This is a genomic window from Elusimicrobium sp. An273 (assembly GCF_002159705.1).
GTDB classification, from domain to species: Bacteria; Elusimicrobiota; Elusimicrobia; order Elusimicrobiales; family Elusimicrobiaceae; genus Avelusimicrobium; species Avelusimicrobium gallicola.
In genome coordinates, this window is record NZ_NFJD01000004.1 from 132106 (window position 1) to 144440 (window position 12335).

At 52.7% G+C, this 12335-nt stretch carries 11 protein-coding genes and 1 tRNA gene; 10 read left to right on the forward strand and 2 right to left on the reverse strand.

What is annotated here, in order from left to right:
- Nucleotides 1-62 precede the first annotated feature (62 nt).
- The 6 genes from B5F75_RS06270 to B5F75_RS06295 are packed head-to-tail and all read left to right on the forward strand — an operon-like array spanning nucleotide 63 to nucleotide 5078.
- Nucleotides 63-620 carry a hypothetical protein gene (locus tag B5F75_RS06270; protein WP_087289083.1) on the forward strand — a complete coding sequence of 186 codons (558 nt, stop codon included), beginning with the start codon at nucleotides 63-65 and terminating at the stop codon, nucleotides 618-620.
- 23 nt (nucleotides 621-643) lie between these two features.
- A complete protein-coding gene (locus B5F75_RS06275; RefSeq protein ID WP_087289085.1) occupies nucleotides 644-1369 on the forward strand; it encodes a hypothetical protein in 726 nt (241 codons plus the stop codon).
- Nucleotides 1370-1378: 9 nt separating this feature from the next.
- Nucleotides 1379-1840, forward strand: a complete 462-nt coding sequence (locus B5F75_RS06280; RefSeq protein WP_087289087.1) for a HAMP domain-containing protein — start codon at nucleotides 1379-1381, stop codon at nucleotides 1838-1840.
- 10 nt (nucleotides 1841-1850) lie between these two features.
- Nucleotides 1851-3152 carry a TolC family protein gene (locus B5F75_RS06285; RefSeq protein ID WP_087289089.1) on the forward strand — a complete coding sequence of 434 codons (1302 nt, stop codon included), beginning with the start codon at nucleotides 1851-1853 and terminating at the stop codon, nucleotides 3150-3152.
- Nucleotides 3152-4114, forward strand: a complete 963-nt coding sequence (locus B5F75_RS06290) for a patatin-like phospholipase family protein (protein ID WP_158093798.1) — start codon at nucleotides 3152-3154, stop codon at nucleotides 4112-4114. Before B5F75_RS06285 ends, B5F75_RS06290 begins: the two co-directional genes overlap by 1 nt.
- A complete protein-coding gene (locus B5F75_RS06295; protein ID WP_087289093.1) occupies nucleotides 4098-5078 on the forward strand; it encodes a tetratricopeptide repeat protein in 981 nt (326 codons plus the stop codon). Before B5F75_RS06290 ends, B5F75_RS06295 begins: the two co-directional genes overlap by 17 nt.
- A 46-nt stretch (nucleotides 5079-5124) precedes the next feature.
- Here B5F75_RS06295 and B5F75_RS06300 read toward each other — a convergent pair whose 3' ends face one another.
- Both B5F75_RS06300 and B5F75_RS06305 read right to left on the reverse strand, forming a co-directional pair.
- Entirely contained in the window at nucleotides 5125-6777 is a 1653-nt protein-coding gene (locus B5F75_RS06300) for a metallopeptidase TldD-related protein (RefSeq protein WP_087289095.1), read from the reverse strand.
- The gene (locus B5F75_RS06305; protein WP_087289097.1) at nucleotides 6774-8474 is read right to left on the reverse strand and encodes a TldD/PmbA family protein; all 1701 of its coding nucleotides are present in this window, start codon (nucleotides 8472-8474) and stop codon (nucleotides 6774-6776) included. Before B5F75_RS06305 ends, B5F75_RS06300 begins: the two co-directional genes overlap by 4 nt.
- A gap of 80 nt (nucleotides 8475-8554) precedes the next feature.
- Here B5F75_RS06305 and B5F75_RS06310 point away from each other — a divergent pair.
- The 4 genes from B5F75_RS06310 (at nucleotide 8555) to bamA (ending at nucleotide 12332) form a co-directional block, all read left to right on the forward strand.
- Nucleotides 8555-8627 (forward strand) — tRNA-Thr (locus tag B5F75_RS06310).
- A 63-nt stretch (nucleotides 8628-8690) separates the two neighbouring features.
- Nucleotides 8691-9632, forward strand: a complete 942-nt coding sequence (locus B5F75_RS06315) for a TerC family protein (protein ID WP_087289099.1) — start codon at nucleotides 8691-8693, stop codon at nucleotides 9630-9632.
- Between the two features lie 66 nt (nucleotides 9633-9698).
- A complete protein-coding gene (gene rpmB / locus B5F75_RS06320) occupies nucleotides 9699-9893 on the forward strand; it encodes a 50S ribosomal protein L28 (protein ID WP_087289101.1) in 195 nt (64 codons plus the stop codon).
- A 75-nt stretch (nucleotides 9894-9968) separates the two neighbouring features.
- Complete coding sequence (bamA, locus tag B5F75_RS06325; RefSeq protein WP_087289103.1) at nucleotides 9969-12332, forward strand: outer membrane protein assembly factor BamA; 2364 nt, start codon at nucleotides 9969-9971, stop codon at nucleotides 12330-12332.
- The last annotated feature ends 3 nt before the right edge of the window (nucleotides 12333-12335 follow it).

Sequence of the window (12335 nt, forward strand, 5' to 3'; positions counted from 1 at the left end):
TCTATAGTGGTTCCACGCGCGCCCGTACGTACGGGCTATTTCAACACTAAGGAGTCCGGCTTATGAAAAAAATGCTCGGCCTTTTGTTCGTTTCTTCATTTATTTTGCTGGCGGGATGTCAGGCCCAAAAGGAAGAATCCCCCTATAACCGCACCAACCCCAAACAAGACTATGAACGCCTGCTGCGCACCCATGTTTTTGCAGCCTGCCAAAACCCGGGCAAACCCTATGCCCTCTATTCGCTGGCTACCCTCAACAAGCGCCCCTCGGATAACGACCCGCGCTATAAAGTAACCTTTTTTAACGGGCCGTGTGAAGGCCAAACCGTCTGGACAACGGACGTTTTGTTAAAAACGGCCGCGGTAGGCGCCGAACCCCTGCCCAAGGGAACTGTTTTGTTGCGCAATTTCTGGAACCCCAAAGATCCGTACGATACCGAAAAAGCCGACCGCTGGCATATTGGCGTAGTCAGCAGCTCCCAGCGGCTGGACAAAGGCATCGTGGATATGGAATTTCCGCGCGACCGCAACGATTTTATGCCCGCACGCGAAGGCGTTTACCTGCACAACGTGCGCTATATTACAAAACCGGAAGTAAAAGACGTGCGTACCTTCCTGTAAGCGTATAAGAAAAGAGGACTTTTATGAACATCAAAAAACTGATTGCGTTAGTATGCTGTGCCTTTTATCCGCTGGCTTTGCAGGCGGCCCCGGGCGATCCCATCAGCCTGGAAACAATGATTATCGACGTCCCCACCGCCGAAACGTTTGACCGCTACCAGGCTTCTTTTTTAACCCGCGCCTACGACCACGGCACCTTGATGGAAAGCATTGATTTCGGCGTCTTCCCGCGCATCAACATCGGCGTCAGCATCGCCGCACACGAACTGGTGGGCTCTTCCAACGACGTCCGCGTGCTGGATCCGGACTTCCAGGTAAAATGGAAAGTGTACGACGGCAACCTGTACTTGCCGGCCATCGCCATCGGCTACGACGGCCGCCGCTACGGTTACGGCTATAACGACCAGCGCATCTATACCGATTCCAAAGACTATTTGGACGACCGCAAAGGCGGGTATGTTACCTTTTCGCGCGAAATTATCGTGCCGGGGTTAAACGCCACGGCCGGGTTGAATTTATCCGACTGGGAAGATTTGTATTGGTTCACCGGCATGTACTATACGCTGGCGGACAAAGTCAGCTTTTTGGCGGAGTGGGATAATATCCGCAACGTGCGCGACTCCCGTTTAAACATCGGCATGCGTTTTTACCTGCACCCGTCTTTAGCTTTAGACGGCGCCGTACGGCGCATCGGCCGGGGAGACGAAAGCGAACGGATTTTACAAATCCGCTACGTAACCAATTTCTAAGAGGTTTTTATGAGCCAACCGCAATTGCAGCAACAGCCGCCGCAGTTTAAAAGACGGACGATTTTTATTAAAAAAAATCTCCAAATCCGCTATATGATGCTGATGATTATGAGCGTTTTGTGCGGACTGGCGATTATGACGTTTGAACTGACGGCCACCCTAAATGACCTGTTTGACACCTACCCCGTTTTGGTACAGCCCATTTACGACGAATTTTTACCGATTGCCGCCGGATTTTTCTACAAAATTGCCATTTACCTGCTGTTTGTAGTCATTATTTCCGCCATTTTATCCCACAAAATGGCCGGGCCGGTATACCGCTTTGAACAAACCTGCAAAGCCATTGCCAAAGGGGATTTTTCCCAGCGCGTTCACCTGCGCAAAGGCGACCAGCTGATAGAACTGCAGGATGAGTTTAACAAAATGATGGACCGCGTGGAAGCGGAAATCCATAAAAACAAACAACCTTAACGGGGGTCTCATGAAAAAACTAGGAGCGTTTTTGCTGGCGGCACTCTTTTTGGCGCCGGCCGCTTTTGCACAGAAAGAGTACGGACTCAAATTTTCCAGCTTAATGAACGACAACCTTACCTTGGAAAACGCCATCCGGCTGGGGCTGGAAAACAATTCGGATTTTCTTACCGCCAAGCAAGACATCATCATTGCGGAACAAAAAGTAAGCGAGGCCAAATTCCGCTACCTGCCGCAATTTTCCCTGCAGGGAACGGCCACTTGGTACGATCTGGACTATCCGATGGTATTGCCCGATTCGGTAGCCAACCGCTTTCTGCCCGGCAACGGCCTCTATGGCGACAAAGACCAATTCTACGGCGTAGGCATTACCGCCACGCAATACCTGTATTCCGGCGGGCGGATTAACGGCACGCTTAAAATGGCCCGCGCCAATTTAAAACAGGTGCAAAGCCGGTATGAAATCGTCAAAAACCAAGTGGTGCTCAACATTAAAAAAGCCTTTGCCCAACTGCTCTATGCCCAGTACAACGTCAAACTGACGCAGGAAATTTTGGATCTGGCCGAAACCTGGTACGCCCGCCCTTCCGGCGACTTATGGACAAAAGTGCGCATCCGCGCGCTATTGGCCGATTTAAAAAGCTCCCGCAACCAAGCCGCCAGCGAACTCAAAAAGGCCCAGCTCAACATGCTGATCCAACTGAACAAAGAACTCAACTCCCGCATTACCATTACCGGCGACTTTGAACCCGTCAAAACCGACTGGGATTTGCCGCACATGAGCCTGTGGGCCATGGAATTTCGCCCGGAATTAAAATCCGCCATTTACGCGTTGGAAGCGGACAACATCGCCATTGATTTGGCCTTGTCCAAACGCTACCCGGACGTGATTTTAAACGCGTCTTACGAACAGCTGGGCGTGAATGATTTAGACGACGTCAATAAACAGGTTTCGCTGGCGGTGCGCCTGCCGATTCCGTACAATTTTTCCGAACAAATCGCCGAGAAAAAAGCCAGCCAGCAAAAAAGCGCCCTGCGCCGCGCGGCCATTGAAGACAAAATCCGCGTGCAGGTGGCGGAAAGCTTTGAAAATATGCTTTTCTGGCAGAATGAAGTGCTCGACCGCCAGCTTGCCTACAAAGAACTGAACGATTTAATGGAACAGGCCGCCAAAGATAAACCCAAAACGGGCACGGCTCCCTTGGAAGCCTTGCAAGATTATCTGAAGTCGGCCCAAGGCTACTTTCAAGCCATACGCAACAACCATACGGCAAAAGCCGAATTGGAATGGGCCATTGGCCAGGATTTATAATGCATACTCTTTTGCGCCGGATGTTTTACGCGGTTTTAATGGGGCTGATCTTCGCCTGCCCGGCGGGAGCTTTACCCATTCAAACCGATGACGAAATCCTGCGCGATTTTATGTGGAGCCGTTTTACTTCGCTTCCCCAGCAGCAGCGCCCCAAAATCGGGCTTGCGCTCTCGGCCGGCGGGGTGCGCGGCTTTGCCCATGTGGGCGTGCTGGAAGTGCTGGACAATGCCGGCGTGCCCATTGACATGCTGGCCGGCACCTCGATGGGGTCGGTGGTGGGGTCGCTGTACGCGGCGGGCCTGCCGACGGAAAAACTTTGGGAAATCAGCGACCATATGTCGTTTGAGCAAATTACGCCGGATTTTAACGTCATGGGTCTTTTCCGCTTTTTGTTTGCGCAAAAACTTCCTTCGTCGGCCAACCTCGTCAATTTTTTCCACGAGCAAATAGGCGACATGCGTTTTGAAGATTTAAAAACCCCTTTCACCTGCTCGGCCATGGACATTAAAACCGGCGAACGCGTGGTATTTAATTCCGGCCCGCTGGCCATTGCCGTGCGCGCCAGTATGAATATCCCCGGCGTGTTTGAGCCCGTGCAGTACCGCCACCGGGCCTTGGTGGACGGAGCGGTGGTGGATTATCTGCCGGTGGAATCGGTTAAATTAATGGGGGCGGACTACATCATCGCTTCCGTTACCCCGCCGGATTTTGCCTCCACGACGCCGCAGTCGGTCGCCGCGTATTTACTGCGCGTGGGCGACGTGCGCGGCGCGGCGATGATTGAAGAATCTTCGCAAAAAGCCAATTTTGTACTGACCAACCGCGTCTTGGATACCGGCACCCTGGAACTGGACAAACTGCACAAAGCGGGCGAAGTGGGCATTAAAGAAGCCAACCGCCATTTAGGAGAATTGCAGGAAGACATCCTGCTTTTTACATTGCCTTATGTATTTAAACCGTAACGTCATTCTTTTGGTAACGGGCCTTCTTTTCTTGGGCGGCTGTTCGGCCACCCAAACGGGCATTTTGGGCTTGGCCCCGGCGGGAGACCGCAAAGAATACGTCCAAGCGCGCGATTTGTATTCCGCCGGCAACTATCCCGAGGCCATTAGGCACCTGTCGGATTATATTTACAAAACCAAAAACGTCAAACGCCGCGAAGCGCGCGCCTACCGCCTGCTGGGGATGAGCTACGAACAGCTGGGGCAATTAAGCAAAGCGCTGGAAGTGTATTTGGAAGCGTTGGAATTTCACCCGTCCAATGTGCCGCTTTTATTGGCGGCAGCCAGCCTGTACCAGCGGACGGATTTAACCGACCGCTCCATTGAACTTTACGAACAAGTTTTAGCGTTAGAGCCCAATAATTTGGAAGCCCTCAGCGGGCAAGGCGCCAATTACAGCAAAATGGGGTTTTATTCCAAAGCCCGTTCGTTTTACGATAAATTTTTTGAGCTGAACCCGTCGGCCGCGCCCATCTACCGCGCCCGCTATGCCGAAACTTTCCTGCGCCAGCGCAATTATAAAGACGCATTCACCCACATCACCATGGCGCTTGCGGAAGATAATTCCTCGGCCGATTTTTGGCTGCTCAGCGCCAAAGCGGCCCGCGGCTTAGGCCGCCCTCAGGAAGCGCTGGCCAACCTGGAGGCCGCGCTGTTGCTGGCCCCCCAGCGCCGGGATTTGCTGGCCAACAAAGCCCTTTGGCTCTACGAAGCCGGCCGGTATGAGGCCTCCGCCCAAACGGCCCGCCAACTCCTCACGCAATACCCCGAAAATCAACTGGCCGTGCTCATTTTGGCCATGGATGCTTACTACCTAGGCGACAAAAAAGAAAGCCGCCGCCTGATGCAGCGGGCGTTTAAAGAAGATTCGGACTCGTTTACCGGCCAGGTAGCCGGGAAATTGCTTAAACAGCTGCGCTTTTAATGTAATTTTTCTCTAAAAAACCCCGTTCAAAAGAACGGGGTTTTTGTTAAGGTTTGGGAATAAACGGTTTGCGATCCGGTTTTTTATCATCGGGCATCAGTTCAATTTCATCCACCAGCAAAGAAGGCGTAATTAAAGAATAGTCTCTGGAATCGGGGTCGTAGGGATAAAAGACTTCTTCATCGGAGCCCGCCGCCAAAATATCCCGCAGCGACCGGGTGGTTTTATCTTCCACTTTGATGCCGAACACCGGTTCTTTGTGCCCGTCCTTGGTGTAAATGCGCTCGGCTAAATTTACCGAAGCCTCGCCGTCTTCCCAGCCGGGAAATTCTTTTAAGATATAGCAATACTCCAAATCCAGTTCGCGGCAGCGTTCCAAGAGCTTTTGTTCCATTTCCAGGGCAGAGAGCGGATGTTTAGGCTTTATCCACACATTGGAAAGCGCTTCCCGCGGCAAGGTATAGGCGGACATGCGCGCATGTCCATTGCTCTTGCGGCCTTGCTCCGTACTGCGGCGCGAAAGCGGCAGCTGCTGCAGCCGCCCGGCGGAAACAACCGTCAAATCCTGCGCTTTTACCCCTTCGTCATCCACCGGCATAAACCCCGCCAGCGGCAGGCCTTTATAGGTGCGCAGGGAAGGCTTGTCATACACCTCTACCACATTGCTCATAATCCGCATGCCTTGTTTGTTGCGAAAGGAACCGGCCGTCGCGTCGTTTTCGCTGGCCGAAGACAAAAGCGGCTCTATGTTGCGCAGATTGGCTACCAGCAATTCGTTCAAAAAGTCCGCCGCCGCGGCCGGCATCAGCAGTACCGGCCCCAAATACGGTTCCGGCTTTTGGGCCTTATATACGCCTTGCGCGTCCGCCAATAGCTGCCGGGTCGCGTCCATTAAAGCGTTCTCCTGCCACGAATGGTCGGCCGGCAAATAAATCTTGCGGGAAATTTTTTCTTTATACCCCTCCCGGTTGCGCAGGCTGGCGGAAAGAGTTACAAACGAGCCGGGCAGGGCATATTGGTAGAAGCCGCCGTTGCTGTTTAAATAGTACAAATCCCGTTGAATCAGGCACATCTGGGCGGAAAAATCTTCCAGATACGGGACGTCTTTTCCCTGGGCGGATAATTTTTCAACCAACCGGGCCATTTGCGCATGCGGCACGGCGGGAAAAGGCGAAATCTCCTCCGCAAACGACCCTTGCGGGGCGGAAGCAAAGTCGGGCTCGGTTTTGGAAATGTTCTTCTGTCGTTTGTACGCCTGTTTCTTTTCAAACCGATCCAACGCATTAACGTACCCGCTGTCCGTCAGTTTCCAAAACGCCCGGCGGATGCCCCAGTAGCTGTTGGGTACATCGTATGCTTTTTCGGGATCATACGAAGACGAAAGGGAGTTGACAAAGCCCATGCTGTCGCTTTTGGGCGTACCGGCCGAAAGCACCGCACCGGCCATCAGGCTCCAATAAGGCTGCGTGTCGTTTTCCGTCAATTTGCCAAGCGAGGCGGACGAACAAGCGTTAGACATATACCGCAGCCGATAGGCCAAATAATACGGTTTGGGGCTTCCCTTCACGCGCAGTTGGGAAAGGGAGCGCTTCATTTCATCCTGCATGGCGCGGAAATACATATTATCCGGCACGTCCGCCGCGGCGGCCGTGCAAAACCCGCCCCAGAAGAATACGAACAGAAAGACAAATTTTTTCATTTCTTTTTCCCCTTTTTCTCGGCCGAAGGCGGCACCAGCACCGGCGGCTTTAAATTGCTCTTGCCGGTTTTTTCAATTTCCAGCGATTCCAACAGCACGCTCGGAGCAATGGCCGACACCGGCACCCAGCCCGATTCCGCCCCGCAGGTGCCGTTGAACACGGCGTAATCATCCGCCGCCGCCAACACTTTATTAAAGCTGACCAGCGGCGTGCCCACCATATCCGCCCCGCGCACCAGTTCTTTGCGCCCGTCGGGATAGATGCGGTATACCAGTGTGGGCTGCAATTTAAACGCCTGTGGCGAATAGGTGCCCGTCTGCGTAAACCCGCCGGACAAGTCTTCAATAATAAATCCGTACGGCTTGCCCTGCCGCTTGATTTCGCTTAACAGCTGTTTTTCCAGTTGTTCATACGAAACCGTCTGCCGGGCCATAACGCGCGTATTGCCCATTCGGGCCACCGGGCGGTAGCCGGTGGAACGGCGGCCGTGCCCGTTGGACACGGAAAACCCTTTAATGGGGCTGCTGTGCATGAGGAAATTTTTTAATATCCCGTCCTGCACAATATAGACCGGCTGGGATTTGACCCCTTCATCATCGTATTCATAAAATCCGCGCAGGGGAATGCCGTTAAAATAAGCCAGGGTCGGGTCGTCCACGATCGTAAGCAAGGGCGAAACCACCGGCTGGCCCACTTTGTCGGTAAACGTTTTGCCGAAGGAGTCGTCTTTTTGGCGGTGGCCTTCCACCCGGTGCCCCAGCACTTCGTGCACAAAAACGGCCATGGCGCGGTTTTTTAAAATGGCCGGCGCCGTCATCGGCTCGGCCTCCGGGGCGCGGCTCAGCGCCTCCAGCTCCAAAATAGATTGTTTTACCGCCGCCAGGAAGGTTTCTTCATCGGGCAGTTCGCTTGCTTTCAGCACATCATAGCTTTGGCTGCGGTTTAACTGCAGGCCGTCGGCCGTTTTGCCGTACAGCTCATACCCCAGCCGGGCATACGCAAAGGGCGTTTTAAGGCGCGAGCCTACGGAATCCACAAAATACCGGTTGCCTTCCTGCGTGCTGAAATAAAAAGTGCTCTCCAACACAAAATCTTTCCCCTGCACCAGTTCAGACGCTTTCAGCAACAGCGCCCGCAGGCGCTCCCAGTCAAACGAAAGCGGCTCTTCTTCCCGGCAGTAGGTTGCTTCGGGCGGGAAAACGAAATCGTTGGAATCGTCGGTACGTTTGGAAGAATTGATACTGTCTATTTGTACGCGGCTGAAATCCTTTTGGGCTTGTTCCGCCGCCTGTTGGGTGGCGCGCCACACGGCGGTTTCAAACGCGCGGGGATCCCCCTGCCAATCCGGCAGTGTGGTGGCGGGGATATAAAAATTGTCATAATCCGATTTTAAGGTGCGGGTATTGTCCATTTTCGGGCTGCCGGCCCGGGCGGCAATTTGCAGCCGGCGGCTGGGGATTTCCCCCTCCCAAGACACTCCCCCTTCGGCCACTTCCAAACTGTTTTTGGTTTCCTCCGTATAGGTATAGGAAAGGTAGTAAATAGGCGGTTTTTGTTTTTTAAACGTTTTGATACCGCGCGCCAGCTCGGCCTCCAATAGCTGCACAGGCCGCTGGTCTTCTATATTGCACAGGGGCTGCGCCTGCAGGGAACACGCCAAAAATACCCCTAACATCATCAAAAAGAAATGTTTCATCCGTCCTCCTTCTTGTTTATTTTATCATAAAGCGGTTGGGAACTAAATGTAAAAAATGGTAAGATATACTAGGTTTTAATGCCGAGGTAGCTCAACTGGCAGAGCAACGGTTTTGTAAACCGTAGGTTGTGGGTTCGATTCCCATCCTCGGCTGGAATTTCCGCCCGCGGGCGGATTTTATTTGCCTGGCTGTATATCCCTACTTAAGGAGTAAGAATGGAACCTGTAACTACCACCGTGTCCGTCCTCATGTGGATCGCCTTTTGGGTCATCGTGCTGACGGCGTTATTTGTGGATTTGGCGGTGCTTAACAAACACCACGGAAAAGTAAATATGAAAGAAGCGGCCCTGATGGTGTGCGCCTGGGTGTCGCTGGCGTTGCTGTTTGGCGGCGCCATTTGGCTGGTGGAAGGCCCGCGCCACGCCTTGGAGTTCTATACGGGTTACGTGTTGGAATACTCTTTGTCCATTGATAACATGTTTGTGTTTATCATGATTTTCGGCTACTTTGCCATTCCGCACGAATTGCAGCCCAAAGCGCTTTTGTGGGGTATTTTGGGCGCGGTGGTGATGCGCTTTATCTTTATTTTCCTGGGCGTTAAGCTGATTTCCATGTTCTCGTGGACGATTTACGTCTTCGGCGCGCTGCTGATTTTTACCGCCGCCAAAATGCTTTTGCAAAAAGAAGACGAAAAATTTGACCCCAGCCAGGCCTTTGTGCTCAAGGCGCTTAAAAAAGTAATGCCGCTGAAAACCGATTATCACGGCGAAAACTTTTTTGTATTGGAAAACGCCAAACGCTACGCCACGCCGCTGTTTGCGGCGGTGCTGGTGATTGAAATGTCGGACTTGATCTTCGCGGTGGACTCTATCCCCGCCGTGCTTTCCATCACGCAAGACACCTTTTTGGTGTACTCGTCCAACATTTTTGCCATCATCGGGCTGCGCTCCCTGTACTTTTTGCTTTCCGGGATGGCGGGCAAATTTCCGTATCTCAAATACGGCATTTCCGTCATTTTGTTCTTCGTGGGCGTGAAAATGCTGATTTCGCACCATTTCAAAATTCCGGTGCTGGCGTCTTTGGGCGTGATTGTGGCCATTTTGGCTGTTTCCATTTTGGCAAGCAAGTTTTTCCCGCCCAAGCCCGCGCAAGACTAGACAGAACGGACTTTTATTTACTAGAATATAGTAACCAAATTTAATTCAGTTATAAGGAAGGAAACTATGGCGTATAAATGTGCAGTGTGCGGCAAAGCCCCGGTGTCCGGCGGCTCCTACAGCCACTCTAACTTAAGAACGAAAAGAAGCTTTAAACCGAACCTCCAGAAACAAAAAGTAGTCTTGGACGGCAAAACCCAGACTGCCTATGTGTGCACCGGCTGCATCAAGAGCGGTTTGGCAAAAAGACCTACCAAATAAGTCAGTTTTTTGGACAGAACAGCCCGTGCTTATTCCTTAGTGCGGGCTTTTTTATTAAAACACAAGGGGGATACTTTGCCCAAACGTTTTTTATTACTTTTTTTAAGCGGCCTGCTGGCTTTTTCGTACGCGCGCGCGGAGGAAACAGTCTCGCAAGAAGTAGACCCCAACGGCCCGTGGATGATTTGCGACGTAGCCGTCAGCGGGCTTAAAAACATCCGCAAAAAAACGGTTACCAAAGCCTCCCACTCCAAAAAAGGCGAGCTCTACGACCGCTTTACCATTTCCGAAGACATTCACGATATCTCCGCCCTGGGCAACTTTGACCAGGTGGAAATAGACATCTCCCGCATGCCCGGCACCCGCACCGAAAAAGACGGGCAGGAAGCCTATCCCTGCCACCGCATTACGTACCTGGTGCAGGAAAAACCCATTTTTGACCGCCTGACCTACGAAGGGCGCAAACACCTGGGCAAGGGCGCCATTACCCAGGCGATGACGCTGAAGCTTAAAGACCCGTTCAACGAAGCCAAGCTGGAAACCGATTTGGAACGCATCAAAGCCAAATACGCCGAAAAAGGCTACATCAACGCCAATGTAACCTACGAACTGACCCGGGACGAAAAACTGGGCGTGGTGTACGTAAAGCTGATTATTAACGAGGGCGAACGCGTCCGCGTGAGCGCGGTGAATTTTAACGGCGAAGCGCCCGAACTGCCGGTGGAAAAAATCATCAAAAAAGCCTCCAACCGTCCGGGCAAAGTGTTCAAGCCCCAAAACCTGCAAAAAGACTGGGTGAAAATGACGCTCTACGGCCGCAACAAAGGGTATTCCGAGTTTACCCTCTCGGCGCCGCAGGTGGAGATGAACGAGGCCAAAACCGAAGCCGCCATCACCTACGATCTGACCGAAGGCGAAAAAGTGAATTTCGGCAGCGTGTCTTTTGAAGGCAACAACGTATTTACGCAGGAAGAGTTGGACAAACAGGTCTTCTTCCGCGAAGGAAAACTGTACAACCAAAAAGATTTTGACGATACCATCGTTTCCATTCAGGAACAATACGCCAACAAAGGCTACCTGCAGGTGCGGGTAAACCCCGTCAAAAAAATTGAAAACGGCCGGCTGGACATTACGTTTGACATCTCGGAAGGGCATATTTTCTACATCGACAATATCGACGTTACCGGCTACGAAAAAACCAAAAAATACGTCTTTACGCGCGAGCTTTCCATTCATCCCGGCGATTTGTACGACAACGAAAAAATCCGCCGCAGCCAGACCAAAATTTTAAACTTGGGCTTTGTAAACGACGTGCAGATAGACCTCCAGCCCACGGCCGACCCGCAAAAAGTGGACTTGGGCTTTAACATCGTAGAAGGCCGCCCCGGCATGTTTACGGCCGGTTTGGCCATGAGCTCCATGGACGGCTTGTACGGCGAAGTTTCCATCAACCATATGAACCTGTTCGGGCGGGCACAGCGCCTGTCTTTGCGCACGTTGTTCGGGAAAGAAATTTTGGATTACACCGTCAGCTGGTCTACCCCGTGGATTTACGACAAACCCACCTCGCTGGGCATTGATTTGTTCAACACCCGCCGCTACCGTTCGTTCTACACCGAAAACCAGGCCTATACCGAAAAACGCCTGGGCGGACGCATCAAAGTAGGCCCGCGCTTTAACGACGACATTTACCAGCTTTCGTTCGGTTATTCGTTTGAAAACATTGACATTTACGACATAGACGCCCAATTCCTGCCGCCCAACGCCAACCCCGGCGACCCCAACTACCTGCAAAAAGGGGACACGAACATGTCCACCTTCAGCGTAGACTTCGCCATCGATACGCGCGACAACATCTGGGATCCCACCCGCGGCTGGCGCAACTCCCTAGGCTTGGCCTTAGCCGGCGGCCCGATCGGGGGCGACTTGGATTTGTGGTACTTAAACGCACGCTCCATTTTCAACCACACGGTGTGGAACGTGGGCGGAAACTACCCCATTGTGTTTGTCTTGTCCAACAAAATCGGCTCCGTGCAGGCGTACGGACGCACGGAAGAAGTGCCGCCGTATGAAAAGTTCTTCCTGGGCGGGGCGGACACGATCCGCGGGTACGAACGCGCGGGCGAAGTGGGGCCGCTTTACGGTGGGGATATGTACTACGTGATGAATGCGGAACTGCGCTTTCCGCTGGCGCGCGAAGGACGGCGCAACATGGCGCAGCTGGCGTTCTTCTTTGACTTGGGCAACTCGTGGAACAAGTTTGACGATTTGGAATTTTCGCTGGGCCCGGACGTAAACCAGTTTAAAGCCGGCGTAGGCGTAGGTCTGCGGTTTACCACGCCGTCCTTGCCGATCCGCATTGACTGGGGGTATGGCCTCAACCACAAGTCCAACGAAGACCGTTCCCATTTCTACTTCAACATCTCTAACATGATGTAGGAG

Coding starts and splice junctions, on each gene's coding strand:
- B5F75_RS06300 (WP_087289095.1), bottom strand. CDS start 6,777: ATGAAAAAATTTGTCTTTCTGTTCGTATTCTTCTGGGGCGGGTTTTGC.
- B5F75_RS06295 (WP_087289093.1), top strand. CDS start 4,098: ATGTATTTAAACCGTAACGTCATTCTTTTGGTAACGGGCCTTCTTTTC.
- B5F75_RS06315 (WP_087289099.1), top strand. CDS start 8,691: ATGGAACCTGTAACTACCACCGTGTCCGTCCTCATGTGGATCGCCTTT.
- B5F75_RS06285 (WP_087289089.1), top strand. CDS start 1,851: ATGAAAAAACTAGGAGCGTTTTTGCTGGCGGCACTCTTTTTGGCGCCG.
- B5F75_RS06290 (WP_158093798.1), top strand. CDS start 3,152: ATGCATACTCTTTTGCGCCGGATGTTTTACGCGGTTTTAATGGGGCTG.
- B5F75_RS06270 (WP_087289083.1), top strand. CDS start 63: ATGAAAAAAATGCTCGGCCTTTTGTTCGTTTCTTCATTTATTTTGCTG.
- B5F75_RS06280 (WP_087289087.1), top strand. CDS start 1,379: ATGAGCCAACCGCAATTGCAGCAACAGCCGCCGCAGTTTAAAAGACGG.
- B5F75_RS06305 (WP_087289097.1), bottom strand. CDS start 8,474: ATGAAACATTTCTTTTTGATGATGTTAGGGGTATTTTTGGCGTGTTCC.
- rpmB (WP_087289101.1), top strand. CDS start 9,699: ATGGCGTATAAATGTGCAGTGTGCGGCAAAGCCCCGGTGTCCGGCGGC.
- B5F75_RS06275 (WP_087289085.1), top strand. CDS start 644: ATGAACATCAAAAAACTGATTGCGTTAGTATGCTGTGCCTTTTATCCG.